Origin of the sequence: Niallia sp. M35, assembly GCF_050971705.1 — a bacterium.
GTDB classification, from domain to species: domain Bacteria; phylum Bacillota; class Bacilli; order Bacillales; family Cytobacillaceae; genus Niallia; species Niallia circulans_A.
Map to the genome: position 1 here is coordinate 39,145 of NZ_JBPCEP010000024.1, position 18,298 is coordinate 57,442.

The 18,298-nt window shown below is 34.8% G+C and carries 21 protein-coding genes; 2 read left to right on the forward strand and 19 right to left on the reverse strand.

Annotation, left to right across the window (positions count from 1 at the left end; translation table 11 throughout):
* Nucleotides 1–54: 54 nt before the first annotated feature.
* The 9 genes from ispE to metG form a co-directional block, all read right to left on the reverse strand.
* On the reverse strand, nt 55–924 hold the full coding sequence (ispE, locus tag NiCM35_RS24565; RefSeq protein ID WP_095334005.1) for a 4-(cytidine 5'-diphospho)-2-C-methyl-D-erythritol kinase: 870 nt from the start codon (nt 922–924) through the stop codon (nt 55–57).
* Nucleotides 925–1,342: 418 nt separating this feature from the next.
* Entirely contained in the window at nt 1,343–1,525 is a 183-nt protein-coding gene (locus tag NiCM35_RS24570) for a small, acid-soluble spore protein, alpha/beta type (RefSeq protein WP_016204730.1), read from the reverse strand.
* Between the two features lie 198 nt (nt 1,526–1,723).
* Complete coding sequence (gene veg / locus NiCM35_RS24575) at nt 1,724–1,987, reverse strand: biofilm formation stimulator Veg (RefSeq protein ID WP_016204729.1); 264 nt, start codon at nt 1,985–1,987, stop codon at nt 1,724–1,726.
* Nucleotides 1,988–2,301: 314 nt separating this feature from the next.
* Nucleotides 2,302–3,186, reverse strand: a complete 885-nt coding sequence (yabG, locus tag NiCM35_RS24580) for a sporulation peptidase YabG (RefSeq protein ID WP_095333975.1) — start codon at nt 3,184–3,186, stop codon at nt 2,302–2,304.
* A 255-nt stretch (nt 3,187–3,441) separates the two neighbouring features.
* Nucleotides 3,442–4,323 carry a 16S rRNA (adenine(1518)-N(6)/adenine(1519)-N(6))-dimethyltransferase RsmA gene (gene rsmA, locus NiCM35_RS24585; protein ID WP_095333977.1) on the reverse strand — a complete coding sequence of 294 codons (882 nt, stop codon included), beginning with the start codon at nt 4,321–4,323 and terminating at the stop codon, nt 3,442–3,444.
* Nucleotides 4,316–4,876, reverse strand: a complete 561-nt coding sequence (gene rnmV / locus NiCM35_RS24590; protein ID WP_095333978.1) for a ribonuclease M5 — start codon at nt 4,874–4,876, stop codon at nt 4,316–4,318. Before rnmV ends, rsmA begins: the two co-directional genes overlap by 8 nt.
* A 265-nt stretch (nt 4,877–5,141) precedes the next feature.
* On the reverse strand, nt 5,142–6,323 hold the full coding sequence (locus NiCM35_RS24595) for a G5 and 3D domain-containing protein (RefSeq protein WP_164463805.1): 1,182 nt from the start codon (nt 6,321–6,323) through the stop codon (nt 5,142–5,144).
* A gap of 237 nt (nt 6,324–6,560) precedes the next feature.
* A complete protein-coding gene (locus NiCM35_RS24600) occupies nt 6,561–7,328 on the reverse strand; it encodes a TatD family hydrolase (RefSeq protein ID WP_433780843.1) in 768 nt (255 codons plus the stop codon).
* Nucleotides 7,329–7,522: 194 nt separating this feature from the next.
* A complete protein-coding gene (gene metG / locus NiCM35_RS24605) occupies nt 7,523–9,511 on the reverse strand; it encodes a methionine--tRNA ligase (protein WP_123258662.1) in 1,989 nt (662 codons plus the stop codon).
* 468 nt (nt 9,512–9,979) lie between these two features.
* On the opposite strand from metG, the gene abrB reads away from it, so the two are divergent.
* Nucleotides 9,980–10,264, forward strand: coding sequence for a transition state genes transcriptional regulator AbrB (gene abrB, locus NiCM35_RS24610; protein ID WP_047944355.1), 285 nt, complete (start codon nt 9,980–9,982; stop codon nt 10,262–10,264).
* A 170-nt stretch (nt 10,265–10,434) separates the two neighbouring features.
* Here abrB and rsmI read toward each other — a convergent pair whose 3' ends face one another.
* From rsmI to NiCM35_RS24660, 10 genes are all read right to left on the reverse strand, one after another.
* Nucleotides 10,435–11,298 carry a 16S rRNA (cytidine(1402)-2'-O)-methyltransferase gene (rsmI, locus tag NiCM35_RS24615; protein ID WP_249879543.1) on the reverse strand — a complete coding sequence of 288 codons (864 nt, stop codon included), beginning with the start codon at nt 11,296–11,298 and terminating at the stop codon, nt 10,435–10,437.
* Nucleotides 11,276–11,563 (reverse strand): GIY-YIG nuclease family protein, encoded by a 288-nt coding sequence (locus NiCM35_RS24620; protein WP_095333986.1) that lies wholly within the window; start codon nt 11,561–11,563, stop codon nt 11,276–11,278. Before NiCM35_RS24620 ends, rsmI begins: the two co-directional genes overlap by 23 nt.
* Nucleotides 11,553–12,296: a tRNA1(Val) (adenine(37)-N6)-methyltransferase gene (locus NiCM35_RS24625; RefSeq protein ID WP_123258660.1), complete on the reverse strand. Its 744-nt coding sequence runs from the start codon at nt 12,294–12,296 to the stop codon at nt 11,553–11,555. The genes NiCM35_RS24620 and NiCM35_RS24625 overlap by 11 nt, the downstream gene beginning before the upstream one ends.
* A gap of 128 nt (nt 12,297–12,424) precedes the next feature.
* The gene (gene yabA / locus NiCM35_RS24630; protein ID WP_095333990.1) at nt 12,425–12,802 is read right to left on the reverse strand and encodes a DNA replication initiation control protein YabA; all 378 of its coding nucleotides are present in this window, start codon (nt 12,800–12,802) and stop codon (nt 12,425–12,427) included.
* A gap of 12 nt (nt 12,803–12,814) precedes the next feature.
* Nucleotides 12,815–13,642: a PSP1 domain-containing protein gene (locus tag NiCM35_RS24635; protein WP_095333991.1), complete on the reverse strand. Its 828-nt coding sequence runs from the start codon at nt 13,640–13,642 to the stop codon at nt 12,815–12,817.
* On the reverse strand, nt 13,635–14,642 hold the full coding sequence (gene holB / locus NiCM35_RS24640; RefSeq protein ID WP_171509172.1) for a DNA polymerase III subunit delta': 1,008 nt from the start codon (nt 14,640–14,642) through the stop codon (nt 13,635–13,637). Before holB ends, NiCM35_RS24635 begins: the two co-directional genes overlap by 8 nt.
* A 57-nt stretch (nt 14,643–14,699) precedes the next feature.
* On the reverse strand, nt 14,700–14,957 hold the full coding sequence (locus NiCM35_RS24645; RefSeq protein ID WP_123258659.1) for a YaaR family protein: 258 nt from the start codon (nt 14,955–14,957) through the stop codon (nt 14,700–14,702).
* Between the two features lie 253 nt (nt 14,958–15,210).
* The gene (gene darA, locus NiCM35_RS24650; protein ID WP_016204713.1) at nt 15,211–15,540 is read right to left on the reverse strand and encodes a cyclic di-AMP receptor DarA; all 330 of its coding nucleotides are present in this window, start codon (nt 15,538–15,540) and stop codon (nt 15,211–15,213) included.
* A gap of 171 nt (nt 15,541–15,711) precedes the next feature.
* Nucleotides 15,712–16,341, reverse strand: a complete 630-nt coding sequence (tmk, locus tag NiCM35_RS24655) for a dTMP kinase (protein ID WP_095333995.1) — start codon at nt 16,339–16,341, stop codon at nt 15,712–15,714.
* A gap of 20 nt (nt 16,342–16,361) precedes the next feature.
* Complete coding sequence (locus tag NiCM35_RS24660) at nt 16,362–17,798, reverse strand: aminotransferase class I/II-fold pyridoxal phosphate-dependent enzyme (RefSeq protein ID WP_433780844.1); 1,437 nt, start codon at nt 17,796–17,798, stop codon at nt 16,362–16,364.
* Nucleotides 17,799–18,055: 257 nt separating this feature from the next.
* On the opposite strand from NiCM35_RS24660, the gene NiCM35_RS24665 reads away from it, so the two are divergent.
* On the forward strand, nt 18,056–18,259 hold the full coding sequence (locus NiCM35_RS24665; RefSeq protein ID WP_095333999.1) for a sigma factor G inhibitor Gin: 204 nt from the start codon (nt 18,056–18,058) through the stop codon (nt 18,257–18,259).
* Nucleotides 18,260–18,298: the final 39 nt, after the last annotated feature.

The window sequence follows — 18,298 nt, forward strand, 5'->3', positions numbered from 1 at the left end:
ACTGAACCCCCAAAATCCGAATATTTAAAGACAATTTTACATTATTATACGGATTTAATCAAGAGTATGTCGTTGCCCAATCATTCGAACCGCAAATACTTGATCACAAAATCCTCTCAAACCATTGTAAACCCGATTCATCCTTGAATCATGTTGAATCAATCCAAAAACAGTGGGTCCACTTCCGCTCATAAGAACAGCATCTGCACCAAATTTGCAAATTTGTTCTTTAATTTGAGCAACCTCTGGGTATAAGGATAGAGTAACATTCTCTAACACATTCCCAACGCTATTACACATAAGATCATAATCTTTCGCTGAAATGGACTCAATCATTTTCTCCGTATTGGGATGCTCAATTGTCTCAATATCTAGTCTTTTATAAATATCAGCTGTTGATACACCAATAAATGGTTTTGCTAAAATAACCCAGCACACTGGTGGCGCAGGCAACTCCTTAATGATTTCCCCTCTTCCAGTTGCAAGGGCAGTGCCCCCATAGACGCAAAAAGACACATCAGACCCAATTTCAGCTCCAATGACAGCTAATTCATCTAATGTTAATCCTAAATCCCATAACTTATTTAAACCGCGTAATACTGCCGCTGCATCGCTGCTTCCTCCAGCAAGACCTGCTGCAACAGGAATATGTTTCTCAATTTTAATTTCTACGCCTTTTTTCACATCAAACTTTTCCTTTAATATACTTGCTGCCTGATAAGCAAGATTTCTTTGGTCATCAGGAACAAACCTATTAAGAGAAACTATTTTTATTACATCGTTATCTAACAATGCTAGCTCAATTCTATCTGCTAAATCAATTGTCGTCATAATCATTTCTACTTCATGATACCCATCTGGTCTCTTATGAAGCACATCTAATGACAAATTGATTTTAGCTGGCGCTTTCACCAAAAGCTTCAATATTTCCACCCACTTAACAATTTCATCATTTACTTTTTTCTCCAACTAACGAAAGAGGATTTTCCTTAAAGGAGATAATAATAGTAGGCTAGACGAACTTTATCTTACCCTTATTCCGTGCCTAACAAGCTTTATGCTCATCTAATCTTCTATATAGATATAGTGATTTTACCACAAATTATTCTCTTACATACAATTGAGATTGTGTTTTCCTATAATTTATCAACAATTGAGGTGAGCTCTTACTCCCCATCATCCTTGAATAAAAAAAGAATCTATCATTAACTCCTTATATCTATACTATTTAATCGATAATATAGATATACGCTAATGATAGATTCTATAAATTGCCGTGGGTAAATCCAATTTGATTATCGTACAAATAAGATGGACGTAAAGTGAATTTCGAAGTTACACATTACTCTTTATTTTGAGTAAGAAGACTTTGCTCTGCTATTTCTATTGCCCTTTTGACCATATTCCCTGCGTCTCTTGCACGAATACCGCCCCAGCCCTCTTTCTGGACTACATCATAGAAACCAAGCTCTTTTGCTAATTCTTCCTTCAATCCTTCAGACATAATTCCTTTTCGTCTACCCAAAGTGAATCTCTCCTTTCATCACCCACGGTAAGCTTAGTATGTATCCATCACTAGTTTTTCATGTTATCTATTTGTTGCCAAAACATATGCTTATTTATACATCTGCAATCATCTTTATTTGCAAATCATTATTTTTCTCCATGAAAAAAGCAGCAAACAAATTGTTCACTGCCGCTTAATGCTTTCAAGCAATAATAGTTAGCTTAAAGCAATTTGTCCTGATGTATCCTCGAAGAAGGTAATTTGAACCGTTTCTGTTAAAACATCTGCATAGCTGTATGATACACGTTCAAATGCATTTTCATCCTGATCTAACTCCACTACAAACACAGATGGATAAGTCTCTGCTAATACTCCTGAACGTTCAATTGTCTTCCGACGACCGCCATTTGCCTTCAGCATAAGTCTTTTTCCTAAATTTGAATCAAGAGCTTTTTTTATATCTGATAATGTTTTTGCCATTCGGTCCACCTCACTGTGTAAAGTATATCATACTGACACAACAGAGTCAAATAAAAACATAAATTATAACAGTCTTTTTTAGAAGTTGTCAATATTTTTTATTCTTATTTTTCTCCAATTTTTCAACAAATATAGTTTGCACAAAGTGAGCATAAATATGTAGAAAATTTCAATTTTTTTCAACTACTTATATCTTTCAAAGGAAATAAAGCATCTTCTAGCTAAAAACACACAGAATCCAGATAGCTCCCCATTTTTTAAAGGGTAAAAGCGTACCTTATCCTGTGTGTAATATTTAAAAGCTTCTGTCTTTGTTACACCTCTTCCGCCGAATCTACATGATATGGCATGCCTGTTCGCAGTACTCCCTTTGTTTCAATTCCACCTAGTCCCTTTTCACCCGTTAATGTATTCCTTAAAACATCCCAAACGTTTACTCTTTCCATAAAAGGTGTAAAGCTTATCTTGGCAACAATATAAACTGGATCAAGGGCATGAATATTTACTCTTGAGGGGGAACTTGCAAAATTAGCTCCTGCATAAATAAGGGATTCAAAGTGGGATTGACAAGCACCAGCAAAAATAACTAACTGATCCAGATTAGGAAGCTTCTTTCTCGCCTCTCTGACGGTCTGTACAAAGTATTTAGAGTGTCGGTATGCATTAATATCACTTTTGTCTCCTAGTGCTTTAGAATAAGCATCATGACCTGTTATAACCAGTATATCAGGGCGATAGTAATCCAAAAGACTGCCTATTTTACTTGGCATCTCTTTTTCATTGCAGTGCACTCCATTGACGGGTATCCCAATTTTTTCGTATAAAGTGAGACACTTTTTCAAATAGTTGGGATCTCCATCAATATGGAGTACTTTACCCGGTAATTGAAAATAGTTAGAAGGCTTGCTATAAGCTTCTGTTACTTGATACTCCTGCTTTCTTCGCAAAAGATTCACATCTTGTCGAAATAATTGGAGAGATTGTTCCTCCATTAACTGAACCTTTTGGGAAATTTTTCGTTGCATCGGTTGATTAATTAATACTAAATCCTCATATGGAGCATCTGCAATCAAGCGAAAATCTTCTCCATAAAGAATGGCAATTTTTTGGCCATTTACCTCTTTCATGTCAATTATTCGAAACAATAAATCACATTGATAAGACTCTCTACCGACGATATCCATGATATTTATAGTCACTCTTGTCACTCCAATTAACCCAAACTTGTTTCTCCTGAGTGGATATTATTATTCAATATCTATCTCTGATAAATTATGCATACGTCTATAAAGTTGTGAGCAATTCGAAAAAGAAGAATGAGAACATCGGCTGCTCCCCTTTCCTAACAACAACCTTTACCAAATAAAACATCATATAAAAAGGTGCACAGAAAGCTTCCTCTTCCTTGATATTTTTTAGGAAAAGCAATTAATCTGTACACCTATTTATCATCATTATTTTCCAAACGTTTCATAAAGTATGTCACTGAGCTTCGCGAACTCTTCAATAGATAATGATTCTCCGCGTCTAGAAGGCTCAATTTCCGCTTGTTCCAGCGCTTCTATGATTTCTGCCTTCTTTTCTTTTCCACCCTCTAATTGGCTCGATAAGTTATTGAGAATCGTTTTTCTTCTTTGTGCAAAGCTGGCTCTTGTTATTTGAAAGAAAAATGCTTCATTTTTCACTACAACAGACGGTGTTTCTCTAATCGTAAGACGAATAACAGCTGAATCCACATTTGGTTGAGGGACAAAAACAGTTTTTGGTACAATCATAACCACTTCTGGTTTTGTATAATACTGAATGGCAATTGAAAGAGAACCATATTCCTTCGTTCCTGGCTTCGCTGAAATTCGTTCTGCCACTTCTTTTTGTAGCATTACCACAATGCCTCTTAAAGGTAACTTTTCTTCTAGTATCTTCATAATAATCGGCGTTGTAACATAATAAGGTAAATTAGCAACAAGCATAATATCCTTGATATCTTTAAACTCTGTGTCTAACATTTCCTTAACATTTGCCTTTAAAATATCCTGGTGGATAATTTTTGCGTGAGGATATGGTTCAAGTGTCTCTTTTAAAATCGGTAATAGACGTTGATCAATCTCATACGCTACAACCTTTTTGCTCCGCTTTGCTAATTGTTCTGTTAATGCGCCAATTCCAGGGCCAACCTCAATTGCACCTGAATCTTCTGTTAACTGCGCATGATCCACAATATTTCTCAAAATGTTTGTATCAATTAAAAAGTTCTGTCCTAAGCTTTTCTTAAAGGAAAAACCATATTTATCTAGTATTGCTCTTGTCCTTGCGGGTGTTGCTATATCTTTATACATGCTTATCCTCCTGGCGTATTTCCTTAATCGCTTGTGCAAACTCTGCCTTTGTAATATGAAACATCAATAATCGTTTATAGAGCTGTTTTCCATTTGTATACCCAATTTTAAGCAGCTTACCTAACTGTTCTCTTCGCTCCTTAGAATCAGCACCGCCAATTAAGCCCGCATCAATTAAATCTTCCTTTGTAATTTCTTCCTTTATTGTTTCTTGCATCAGATGTGCTTCTTTTAATGCTTCTCTAATTACTTCTACTGATGCATGTTCCACCCCAACACCTTTACCATGCTTATGGATAGCAAGCTCCTTCGGAATAAAGGCATGCTTGCATTCAGGAACATGCATTTCAATTGTATGACGAATTTTTTGACCTGGATAGTCTGGATCTGTCAAAACAATAACTCCTCTTGTTTTTTGGGCTAGCTTTATTTTATCCAATGTCTCTTGATTAATAGCTGAACCGTTTGTTTCAATTGTATCTGCATCTACCGCTCGCTTAATAGCGGTAGTATCATCTCGACCTTCCACTACTATTATTTCTTTAATCTTCATGGAACCTCCAAAAAAATATTTAAAATTTGAAAAAAAAATGAAACATAATTGTAACATGAATCGTCTATATATACAGAGAGAAAGAAATGTTTTAATTATTATCATTATAGCTAATATTTATGTTTAAACAAATGGCTGATTCATTGCAATTTAATTAACAAGTGATGAAACATAAAAAAGGACAGAGGAGATGCTCCCTCTGCCAAATTAGCTAACTTTCTATCATCTGATATTGGATGATAAATTGTCGAGATTTCTATTTTACCTAATTAATTATTTTTATCTTAACTTGCCTGTTACCCCAACGGTAAGCTTCGGCTTTTGTGGAAAAGAAAACATCAATTTTCTGCCCTTTTACACTTCCGCCAGTATCGGCAGCAACAGCGTAGCCATAGCCTTCCACATAAACTTTTGTTCCTAATGGGATAAAACTTGGGTCGACAGCAATTACTTTTGCATTAGGATTAGCTTTCAGATCAATTCCAGTAGCCGTTCGGCCAGAACATCCATTACAGCTAGCAGTATATGCTGTTGAATTGACGAACACTTCTTGCCCACGTTCTTCACCACGGGATGCAAGTTGAATGACTTCGTCTTTTGTTCCAACAGAGACAATTTTATCCTGCTTTTCTTTTACTGTTGTTTCACTTAGCAATTTTCGGGAAATCTCTTTGCCATTTTCCTTCGTCACTTCATACTTTTTAGAGACCACTCCTTCAGTTCCCTCTTTAAGTACTTTTTCTGTTCCGTGTGGAAGATCATCGTCCTTTTGGGTGATTACGGCAAAATTAATCGGTTGTTCCACTACATCGGTGACCTTTTCTATTCTTGTTATATTAACAATAGCTTCTTCTTTCACTTTTTCCTTTAGAGCTGGTTCAACTCGGTCTAATTTATCAAGTGAGATCTCCTGTTGTGTTAAAAAGTCAGCGACCGTAGTCGAAGTGGACCATACTTGCTTTTTCTTTCCTGCGTCTACTAGCGTTACTGGAAATGCTGTATGTACGACAACGTCCATTTTATGTTCTATAGGGTTATTTTCTTTCTGATTGATCTGGTCGTGCTCGTTCAAAGAAATTTTTTGTTCTTCTAAAAACTCCTTAACAGTATCTACTGTTGTCCAAACCGTTTTCTTCTCGTCGTCTTTTTGCAATTCAACCTGTTTAGCTTTTTTCCAGACAACTTCTAGGTTATCTGTCACCTTTGTGTTTAACGAGGGAAACACATAATCTTTTGAACCGACGGTAATATCTAAATCATCAAATATTTGTTGTATAGTAGATGAGTGCGTCTCGATGATTTGTTCTTTACCATTTAGCGTTAGTGCCACAGTACTTTTAGTAGTTTCATAAATTATAAATCCAATACTACTCGCAAAAACGATGAAACTAGCTAAAAAGATAGACACTTTCTTCTTGCTCAAAGATTTTGAAAACAGGTTTTTCATGTTTTTGATTACGATGAAAAACGCCTCCTTTTCTCTCGGAGTGATTATATAGAGTATCATGTCCGCTGTCAACCCTTTAGAATCTTTGAACGTATATCCTATTATGCAAAAAAAACAAGCGAAAGGAAAGAAAGAAATCTCGACATAATTAGTCTATGAGAAAAGGAAGCAATGTAGAACGATTAAAAATAAGAGGAAGTTCGGACAAGCTCTTTCTTCATTCGACAAAAATCTTTATCAGTTTATGCCGAATAATTTTTTTGCGTTTTCTGTTGTTTTTGACGCCACCTCTTCGTAGGAAATCCCTTTTATAGCAGCAATCTCTTCTGCTACTAGTTTTACATAACTAGGTTCATTGCGTTTTCCTCTAAAAGGGGTCGGTGCTAAATATGGGCAGTCCGTTTCGATTAATAAATGATCTAACGAAATGGCTTCTGCAACTTCCTTTGGCTTTCGTGCATTTTTAAAAGTAACCGTTCCACCAAGCGAAATATAAAAATTCATATTTATACATTCAAGCGCAGTTTCTACACTTCCTCCATAACAATGCATAATCCCGCCTACCTCTTTTGCATCCTCTTCTTTTAAGATTTCAACAATATCAGCAGTCGCTTCACGATTATGAATAATTATCGGAAGTTTTACTTTTTTTGCTAATTGAATTTGCTTTCTAAACACTTCTTTTTGAATATCCTTTGGCGATTTATCCCAATGATAATCTAGTCCCATTTCTCCTATTGCAATGACTTTTGGATGCTTTGCCAATTCTTCAATCCAAACCAAATCTTCATCTACCATATCGATAGCATCTACAGGATGCCACCCTATGCTTGCGTAAACAAAATCATACTGGTCAATAAGCTCCATCGCCTTTGTAATAGTAGGTCTATCAAACCCAACCACTACCATTTTTTCCATTCCTACATCGAGTGCTCGTTGTATCACTTCTTCTATATCATCTTGAAACTCATTTGCATTAATATGTGTATGTGTATCAAATAACATGATAAACATCCCTCCATCATCTGTTAAATATATTTACACTTTATTTTCTCAGACCGTTCTATCCTTGCCACCACAGTCTTAATGAAAGAAGAAAAAACATAGAGATGATTAAAATATGGAGTTTTCTCGCCCATTCCCATTAAAGATCTTGGCGATTTCCCCAATTAAAACATCTCCATGTTTTTCCTATCATTTTATTTTACTTTTGCTCCAAGTGGTAAAGCCTCTGCGATTGTCGCAAGAGACAATTCGCCGTCATGACTTCCAGCTAAAATCATTCCTTGAGAAAGTTCGCCTCTTAATTTAACTGGTTTTAAATTTGTTACACAAATAACCTTTCGTCCTACCAAGTCTTCAGGAGAATAATATTTAGCAATTCCAGAAACTACTTGTCTTTTCTCATAACCAAGATCCAATTGTAACTTCAATAACTTGTCTGCTTTTTTCACAGGTTCAGCTTCCAGCACTTGTGCTACACGTAAATCTACCTTCATAAAGTCATCTATTGTGATTTCCTCTACGTCCGGAACTTCTTGAACCTCTTGTTTCGTTTCTTCTTCCTTTTGAGGTCCCTTCATTTCGCTCTTAATAAATTCCACTTCTTCTTGGATATCTAATCTAGGGAAAATAGGATCTCCCTTCTCTACTATAGTACCCGCAGGGATTATGCCAAAACGTTCCAAGCTGTCCCATGTCTGTAAGGATTCATCTTGTATGTTCAACTGTTTAAAAATTTTATCAGGTGTTCTTGTTAAGAATGGTTTTAACATAATTGCGATTCTTCTTAAAGATTCTGCTAAGTGATTCATCACAACTGCTAATTCTTCTGTCTTTTCCTCTTTCGCTAATACCCATGGCTGTGTTTCATCGATATATTTATTATTTCTGCTGACTAATTGCCATAACGTTGTTAGTACAACGGAGAACTCCATATTTTCCATATGCTCCGCATATTTCTTAACCGTTTCTTGATGTGCTTCCACAAGTGACTTTTCAAAAGTTCCCTCTGAATTTTTATAGGTAGGAATTTCACCATTAAAGTACTTATTAATCATCGCCACTGTACGATTTAATAAGTTCCCTAAGTCATTCGCTAAATCAAAGTTCACTCTCTCTACAAACGCTTCTGGAGTAAACACACCATCAGAACCAAATGGTACTTCTCTTAATAAATAATAACGAAGAGCATCTAATCCATAACGATCAATTAACGTCACTGGATTAACCACATTTCCTTTTGATTTAGACATTTTACCATCTTTCATTAGAATCCAGCCATGTGCAAAGACTTTCTTAGGCAATGGTAGATCTAATGCCATAAGCATGATTGGCCAATATATCGTGTGAAAACGAACAATTTCTTTCCCAACTAAATGTACATTTGCTGGCCAGAACTTTTTATATAATGTTTCATCGTCAGAGCCATACCCTAGCGCAGTAATATAATTGGAAAGGGCATCGATCCATACATACACAACATGCTTCGGATCCCCTGGCACTTTAATTCCCCAATCAAAAGTCGTTCTTGAGACTGCTAAATCTTCCAATCCTGGTTTGATAAAGTTATTAATCATCTCGTTCTTGCGAGATTCTGGTTGGATAAATTCTGGATTTTCCTCGTAAAATGCTAACAAGCGATCTGCATATTTCCCCATTCTAAAGAAATATGATTCCTCTTTTACTAGTTCAACGGCATGACCACTGTCGGGGCTTTTCCCTCCAATTACTTTGCCATGTTCATCATATATAGGATCAACTAACTGTAGTTCTGTATAATACGTTTCATCAGAAACAGAATACCATCCTTGATATTCATCTAAATAAATATCTCCTTGATCCACTAATTTCTTAAACATTTTTTCGACAACATCCGTATGTCGTTTTTCTGTTGTACGGATAAAATCATCATAGGAAATATCAAGCTTATCCCATAATTCCTTTATTCCTGCCACAATTTCATCTACATACTGAATAGGTGTAATTCCTGCTTCTTCTGCTTTGCGCTGAATTTTTTGCCCATGTTCATCCGTTCCAGTTAAGTAACGAACTTCATATCCTCTCATTCTTTTATAACGAGCCATTGCATCTCCAGCAACTGTTGTGTAGGCATGCCCAATATGTAAATTGCCACTTGGATAATAGATTGGCGTAGTAATATAAAAAGTTTTTTCTTGATCCTTCACTTAGTTTCCTCCTATGTATATGTATATAATATGTACCTTTAGTAAAATAACTGCTATTACTATTGTAACCATTCTTCTTTTTTATCGAAACAAAAAAGTATAAGAACATTTATAAACCGCATAATTATTGCCATTTTTCCTTTTATCCCATCAAAATATACCTAAAAATAATTAGTAATGCAACAGCGATGTTTTGGAAGAAAAAATGACAAATAAAAATGTTGTTTTTTGTCGAAAAAATAACAAAAATAGAACGAAAATACTATACCAATTTATCCCATCCTATGTTTATTTATCATTTCATACTCCAGAAAAGCCTACTTTAATAAGGTTTTTTAAAATACATTTATTTCAAAATAAATAATTGACGTTTATGGGAATGGCTGGTATTATAATAAACATACAAAGAAATTTGTCGAAAATTAGCGAAAAAAATATAAATACTTACTTTTGGGAGGAGAAAAGAAAATGAAATCTACAGGTATTGTTCGTAAAGTTGATGAATTAGGTCGTGTGGTAATTCCAATCGAATTAAGACGTACATTAGGAATTGCGGAAAAGGATGCTCTAGAAATTTATGTAGATGATGAAAAAATCATCTTAAAAAAATATAAACCAAACATGACTTGCCAAGTTACTGGAGAAGTATCAGATGATAATCTATCTTTAGCTGGTGGTAAATTAATTCTTAGCCGTGAAGGTGCAGAGCAATTAATCGCGGAAATTAAAAGCAATTTTGAACTTGCAAAATAAGAATAAAGTTAGAAATGTGTAAGTACATCACTCTTTATTTATTCATAGTTTCTTGAATGAATAAATAAGAAAAGCTTATTCGTTCTTTTTTATAAACTAAAGGACTGCCGCCTTAAAGGGGAACACCATCATATTTTTGATGTTCCGATTTAAGGCAGCAGCCCTTTTTCTTATTGAATATGGTATTCTTGATAAATGTCTCTTTTTTGCATTTCTCTATCTAATGCAGTCTTTTTAATTGCTTCTTTTACCGTAATTCCCTCTTTTTCCACATAGTGATCTACATGTTGAACAATAGATAAGTCTTCCCACCAATTATTGTCTTCCGTTTGTAATTCTCCTTGTTCGATAACTAAACAGAACTCTCCTCTTATTTCTTCTGACTGAGACCAAGCAATTGCCTCCTCTAGAGTTCCACGAATAAATTCCTCATATAACTTTGTCAACTCTCTACATAATGTGATCTTTCTATTACCGAGAATTTCCCTTATTAAAACCAATGTTTCTTTTAAACGATGCGGGGATTCATATAAGAGCAACGTACCTGGAACACTCTTTAGGAAAAGCAACTCCTTCTTCTTCTCCTTCTTTTGACGATTAAGGAAACCATAAAAGTAGAAAGGATGTGTCGGAAGTCCCGAAGCAATCAGAGCTGTTAATGCTGCATTTGCTCCAGGAAGAGGAATAACTGGGATTTCTTGATTAATAGCATCTATAGCTAGCTCATATCCTGGATCTGCAATGGTTGGCATTCCTGCATCGCTTACTAATGCGATTATTTTATCCTCTTTCAAAGCTTGTATTAGCTTTTGACCACTAGTCTCTTTATTATGTTCATGATAGCTGACTACTGGAGTTGCAATTTCAAAATAATTACATAGTTTTTTTGTATTACGCGTATCCTCTGCAGCAATAATATCTGCCTCTTTCAAAATTCTAATTGCTCGAAAACTCATATCTTCTAAATTCCCGATAGGAGTAGGGACTAAATACAGCGCTCCCCTTTTTTCTTTAAAGCTTTTTTGTTGTTTCATTTCCTTCACCTACTTCCTTCCATAAAAACTTTTCCTTCTTCTTTCTATCTAACTGTTTAAAAGCATACTCTGCTTTCATGGCCTCTTGTTTTGTCTGAAATTCCTCATAGTAAATAACAGATACCGGTAAACGCCCTCTTGTATACTTTGCCCCTTTGCCATCATTATGCGTTTTTACTCGCTTTTGAAGATCATTTGTATAACCAGCATAATAGCTGCCATCCTTACACTTTAATACATAAAAATAATGATTCTTATTTTCCATACAGTATTCTGCTCATTTCCTCTGTATAATTGTTGCCATCTTTATAAACAAATAACGGAGGGAGAACTTTTAAATCTGGTTTCCCATCTTTTATTGCTTCAACTAATAAAATATTCGCTTCTTTACCTTCTTTTGGATAGACAAATCGGATTCGCTTTGGTTCCAATCGATTCTCCCTCATTAATGTAATGATATCTAATAGCCTGCCAGGTCGATGAACAAAAGCTACTTTTCCACCTTGTTTAACCAATTGACTAGATATACTAATTGTATCCTCAAGTGTACAGAGAATCTCATGCCTAGCTATAGCAAGATGCTCATTACCATTAATCTCTGCCATTGAGTTCGTCTTCTTAAAGTAGGGAGGATTACACGTCACTGCGTCATACTTCTCATACCCAAGTAAACTAGGAGCATCCTTAATATCACCATGAATCATTTTTATTTTTTGTTCTAAATGATTATACTGAATGCTTCTATTTGCCATATCATATAATCTTTCTTGTATTTCTACTCCTACAATATCTCCCTCTGTTCGAAGTGACAAAAAGAGTGGAATTACTCCATTCCCACTACATAAATCAACAATTGCCCCCCTCTTCAAAGGAATAGAGACAAAATCCGCTAATAATACTGCATCTAATGAGAAAGAAAAAACAGATGGACTTTGAATAATTCTTAATCGTTCATCCAGCAAATAATCTAATCTTTCATCTCCAATTAATGGAACCACTCTTTTTTTACCTCCATCTTTCCTATTCCTGCATAGAAAAAGAGATGTCTCAAGAAGAAGAGTCATCCCCTGACAATACATTGATTGTATTGCTTACATACTCGGGCAATAATTTCTTTGAGACATCCTTATTTTTTATTAAGAAACGATAAACAAAAAAGACAATCTCCATCTTTTCGAGGACTTCCAAAATGAAGATTACAAATATGAAAACCTTCTTGATATAGTCTTGCTAGGTTGTCATACCCTTCCCCTATATCAATATTTTTTTCCTCCATCGTCTTACCTTGTTTTATGTTCCTTCTTTTATTTTTATCCTGTTTCGAATCTTTTTCTCTTGGTATATCCTCTAAGTGCCTTCTTAGATTTTCATTTTCTAGCTGCAGCCTATTATTCTCTTCAATAAGCTCAGCTACATGCTGTTTAAGATCACCTAATTGCTTATACAAATTACCAATTTGACTTTCCATATTTATTACTGATTCAAAAACTTCTTTTTTATCCACTCTTCCACCTCATTAATCTGTGGATTGAACTGAAACAGCATCCTCTTGCAGTATCTCATCTAATGTATATTCAAGCACTCGTTCTTGTTCAGAAATTTCCACTTGGAGTACACGTTCTAAAATATTTAAACCAACAACTTTTCCCTTTCCATCCGGTGTATTAATCCAATCACCTAAGTCTGGTAAAAGTTCCTTGGCAGCTTCATAATCGTCATTCTCATATTTTAAACAACACATTAATCGTCCGCATAATCCGGAAATTTTCGTTGGGTTTAAGGAAAGGTTTTGGTCTTTTGCCATCTTAATAGATACTGGTTCGAAATCCCCTAAGAATGTCGAACAGCATAACATTCTTCCACAAGGACCAATTCCACCTAGCATTTTAGCTTCATCTCTTACACCAATCTGACGAAGTTCAATTCTTGTTCGAAAAATGGAAGCTAAATCTTTTACCAATTCCCTAAAGTCTACTCGACCATCAGCGGTAAAATAAAAAATAATTTTATTACGGTCAAATGTATATTCTACATCCACTAATTTCATATCTAATTCATGTAGCGTAACTTTCTCACAACAAACATCATAAGCCTCTTTTGCTGCAACCTTGTTTTCGGCTACAATCATTTGATCTTTATGATCCGCAATTCTTAATACTTTTTTCAAGGGTAAAACAACATCGTTTTCATCTACTTTTTTCGGTCCAATAACTACTCTCCCGAATTCTACACCTCGAACAGTTTCGACGATGACGAAGTCTCCCTTTTGAATGATTAATTCATTTGGATCAAAATAATATATTTTTCCAGCTTTTTTAAAGCGGATTCCTACAACATCATACAACTGAAGATCCCTCCTGCAGCTCTAGCACCAGCTGCTCCATCAATAACTGTGGATTCATATTCCCCTGCAGCTTTCGCTTTGCTTCAAAAATAGCTGTCATTTGTTCCGTTAAGCGCCTGTTAGAAGTTCTTAAAGCATAAGTCTCTAATCGTCCCTTTTCGCTAACGTATACAATCTGATCGTGCTTGCCAAGCTGTATATATAATAAATCTTTATAAAGCAGCAATAATAAATCGAGTCCTCTATCAAACTGATCCTTTTCTTTAAAATGAGAAAACCAGTCCCTTTGAAGAGCTACTAATGCTTCTAAAGGAGCTCCTTTGAGAGCCTCATATAATTTTACCACTATTTTTTGCGCTTGTACAAACCATTCATCCGTACTAAGTGTCAATGCCTCTTCAAAATTATTGGTAATTTGCGCAAGTAAAGGGGCTTCATTTGATTTTATGCCATTTCTTACTAGTTCTTTAGCCATTTCATTTGGGGATAATGGTGTAAAGGAAAGGACCTGACACCGAGACAAAATAGTCGGCAATATTTGCTGAATTTGTTCTGTTATTAGAATGGCCGTTGTTTCTGCATTTGGTTCCTCTAAAAATTTCAGTAAACTATTAGCCGCATTTGTAGTCATTTTATCTGCATGAACAAGAATATACACCTTTTGCTTTGACTCTACTCCAGTCTTGGAAAACTCTTCTTGTAGGCTTTGTATTTGATGCTTCTTTATGGATAATCCATCTGGCTCAAGTAAATGCACATCAGGATGGTTACCATTATTTATCCGCTTGCAATTTGAACATGTTTCACATGGAACATATCCATCTATAGTATTTTCACATAAAATGCTCTTAGTGAGAACTAGACTTATTTCCCGTTTACCAGTTCCCTTCATTCCTTCAAAAAGATATGCATGAGCTAATCTCTCTTTTTTCAAGCTGTTTTTTAGCATTTTTAAAACAATGGGTTGTGTCTGTTCAAGCTGTTCCCACGTCCTTGTCAAGACAATCACTCCATTTACGTATATATATTAATTAGTAAACCTTTAATTTCACCAATTTTATCTAAGATATTTATGCCATTTTTTCTCAGTCGCAATTACTTCTTCTGTTAATTCTACTAACTTATCATCAATTACCTGTACAACACGCAAGTCTCTCCCTTGGCCAAACTGATCCCACGAGTTGTCTTTTTTTACTTTCATCCCTAATTCAACAGCTTCTTTTACAAACTGTTTAACAAGAGATTTATATTTTGTTAAGTCTTTTAAATTTTGGGATCGCCCTAACCTATTGCCAATATCATCGATGTTCTTCATCAATTTTGAAGCTGATCGACCTTTAATTTCTCATTTTGTTGTTGGACATATCCCTGAAATTTAGAGTCCCTAGACTACCTTTTGTTTCTAATCTATTCCCTTCCAGATTGATTCGAATGTCTTTATTAATCTTCATATTCTTCCTCCTGAAGAACGATCTACTACTTGTTAGCAAAAAGATCTGCTCTCACTTTTAACTTTTATCATTTAACCATGAAAGTACATCGGTAACAGAAGTTAACCGATGTACAGCTTAAAATTGTTTAAATTGCTCTACAGGTAATACAAAGACTGTTGCTCCACCAACTTCCACTTCTACTGGATAAGGGACATAAGAATCTGCATTTCCTCCCATTGGCGATACAGGTGCTACTAATTGGTCTCTTGATTGACAATTTTCTTTAATGATTTGCAGTGCTTTTTCCACACGTATATCTTCCGTTCCTATCATAAAGGTGGTATTTCCAGATTTCAAGAATCCGCCAGTACTCGCAAGCTTTGTTGCTCTAAAATTATTTTCAACTAGTGCATTAAGTAATTTGTTACTATCTTTATCTTGAATGACTGTTAGAATTAATTTCATTTTATCCCGCCCCTTATTATAGTTTCCGAATGATTTTATAACTTGTTCCTATTATAGCAATAAATATAAAAACAAACAGCTGAAAGGAAAATAATTCTTTGAAAGCCTATCTATTTTTTGTTTGTTATCACTATATGCATAATACCCTAATATATAATTAGCAACGCACTTCTACTTTAAAAAACGATTAATAATATCCACTGTATCCTCCAAAACCTGTTCTAGTGGTTTCGATGCATCTACTTTTATTATTCTCTCTGGAAATTTCTCTATTACCTTAGAATAGCCTTCTTGTACTCTTTCATGGAATTCAATCGTTTCTAAATCCAAACGGTTAATTTCTCTATCACTCGTATTATTAATTCTTGCTAAACCAACCCTTGGATCTAAATCAAAATAAATGGTTAGTTCAGGCATGATATCTCCAATTGCAAATTGATTAATTTTCCAAATTTCATCCATATCAATTCCTCTTGCATACCCTTGATATGCCAATGAACTATCAATAAAGCGATCACATAATACAATTGCTCCGCCGTTTAAAGCTGGAACGACCTTCTCTACTAAATGCTGTCTTCTAGCAGCTGCATATAGTAACGCTTCTGTCCGAGCATCCATTTCAATATGCTTAGGATCTAATATAATATTTCTAATTTTTTCTGAAATAGGAATTCCACCTGGTTCCCTAGTCTTTATAATCTGTAGTTCTTTTTCTTGATAATAATTTAACAACATATCGATAACGGTTGTCTTTCCCGCTCCTTCTGGTCCTTCTAATGTAATAAAGAGCCCTTTTGTCACCTTATTGTCCTCCTAAGTTGTCATTTCTTAAAAATTGTAATTCTATTTTTATAAATAGATGGACTTCCTTGAAATCTTGCTCCATCCTTTAATAAGTTCGTTATTTGTTTAATATGATAGTTCGTTATCTCCTCTCCAGGCATTAAAATAGGAATTCCTGGAGGATATGGAATAATTGTTTCTGCACAAACTGCATGTAAAGCTTCACTTAATGAAACTTCTACCTTACTTCGTATTGCTTGTTCTTTTTCACTAAGTTTTAATTCTACTATATCCTGACGCTTTTTTATAGATTCAACTGTCTCACTCTGTGAAGAATAAGCATGTGTATGTTTAAGAAGTGCCCTTTTTATTTTATAAATAACCTTTTCTAATGGGTAAGAGATTCCTTTCTTTAACAATGGAAAGACAAATAATATATTATTTGAATCAGCTAACTCCGTATAAATGCCCTCTTTTTCTAATTCTTTTTGTAATTCGAATCCGCTTCTATTTTCTGTTGATTGAATAGTAATTTTTAAAGGATCTCCATCATAAGGATAATTTAGTACATTTAGCTGGGGTATTGTATGAAGTTGTTCCCGAAAAAGTGTAAGCATCGTATGTAGGTATTCCCAATCCTCCATGCTATAGTTTGCTATATAATGCCTAGCCTTATCTAGAGAGGCCATAATAAGATAAGATGGACTGCTGGACTGTAAAATGTCTAAGTAATGTTTAACATCCTCTTGTTGAACGAATGCTGTATTATAATGTAAATAAGCACCCATTGTTAATGCAGGAAGCGTCTTATGTGCTGATTGAACAACTATATCTGCACCTAACTCAACTGCTGAAGGTGGAAAATGTGGGTTTCCTTTAAAATGTGCTCCATGCGCTTCATCTACTAATACACAAATGCCATTAGCATGGGCTAAGCCAATAATCTCCTGTAAATTTCCAACCATTCCATAATAATTAGGAGAAGTTAAAATAAGCTTTTTGACTTCTGGGAATCGTGCAATTGCCTGTTCAATTGTTTTTTTTGAAAGGACAGTATCGACTTTCCAATCTTCCTCATAATCAGGGCTAAGTAAAATAGGCTCTGCCTTTGCTAACTTTATTCCATTCATAATTGATTTATGGCTATTCCTTTGTACAAATACTTTGTCACCCTCTGTTAAGGCCGCTAATATCATTGCTAAATTCCCAACAGTACTTCCATTTACAAGAAAATAACTTTTCTTAACTCCATAAAAATCTGTTAGTAATTTTTCTGCATCTGCAATAACACCTGTTGGTGCATGTAAATCATCTAAGCCATTGAGCTCTGTCACATCAAAATTCCATAAGGGTCCTTTCCACTCCTCTTCCGAAGAAATTAATTCCCCATTCTTATGACCAGGTACATGAAAAGAAATATTATTTTTCGACTGGAATTGCAACAGTTTAGAATATAACGGTGTGTTTTCTTGCAATAGTATTCCTCTTTTCTTTTTTCACTCTATTTATTTTATCACTTTTTCTTCATAGGAAGTAATTTACGTTTCCTTCTTTCCATTTTCTTATCTAAGTATTTCAGATAATATAAATCCCTTATCCACCCATATTGGGCTATATTATCAATCCCCCTTTAGTCTTTCCTATTTTGTAGTATTTTAGTTTGGTAGTTTTTAAGAATAAAGGTATGAGTGATTACTAAAATGGATAGAATAATGTCTATGGAGGTGGAGAAATGGGGAAATATCAATCAAGTAGAGCAGAAGCCTGTCTCATATGTGAAGAACATAAATTAGAAGGTATTCATCTATTCGAATCCTTTATATGTATGGATTGCGAAAGAGAGATTGTTAATACGAAAACAAATGATCCCAAATATCTATTTTTTGTTCATCAAATGAGAAAAGCACGAACTCTTCAGGAAAGACGGCAAGCTTAGATATAAATAAAAAACAAGCATCTAATGAATAGATGCTTG

What these genes read in the sequence shown, in the direction of transcription:
- NiCM35_RS24620 (WP_095333986.1), bottom strand. Translation starts at nt 11,563, where the DNA reads ATGGAAAATAAGAATCATTATTTTTATGTATTAAAGTGTAAGGATGGC.
- NiCM35_RS24665 (WP_095333999.1), top strand. Translation starts at nt 18,056, where the DNA reads ATGGGGAAATATCAATCAAGTAGAGCAGAAGCCTGTCTCATATGTGAA.
- darA (WP_016204713.1), bottom strand. Translation starts at nt 15,540, where the DNA reads ATGAAATTAATTCTAACAGTCATTCAAGATAAAGATAGTAACAAATTA.
- NiCM35_RS24645 (WP_123258659.1), bottom strand. Translation starts at nt 14,957, where the DNA reads ATGAAGAACATCGATGATATTGGCAATAGGTTAGGGCGATCCCAAAAT.
- NiCM35_RS24600 (WP_433780843.1), bottom strand. Translation starts at nt 7,328, where the DNA reads ATGTTATTTGATACACATACACATATTAATGCAAATGAGTTTCAAGAT.
- NiCM35_RS24595 (WP_164463805.1), bottom strand. Translation starts at nt 6,323, where the DNA reads ATGAAAAACCTGTTTTCAAAATCTTTGAGCAAGAAGAAAGTGTCTATC.
- abrB (WP_047944355.1), top strand. Translation starts at nt 9,980, where the DNA reads ATGAAATCTACAGGTATTGTTCGTAAAGTTGATGAATTAGGTCGTGTG.
- veg (WP_016204729.1), bottom strand. Translation starts at nt 1,987, where the DNA reads ATGGCAAAAACATTATCAGATATAAAAAAAGCTCTTGATTCAAATTTA.
- rsmI (WP_249879543.1), bottom strand. Translation starts at nt 11,298, where the DNA reads ATGAAACAACAAAAAAGCTTTAAAGAAAAAAGGGGAGCGCTGTATTTA.
- rnmV (WP_095333978.1), bottom strand. Translation starts at nt 4,876, where the DNA reads ATGAAGATTAAAGAAATAATAGTAGTGGAAGGTCGAGATGATACTACC.
- rsmA (WP_095333977.1), bottom strand. Translation starts at nt 4,323, where the DNA reads ATGTATAAAGATATAGCAACACCCGCAAGGACAAGAGCAATACTAGAT.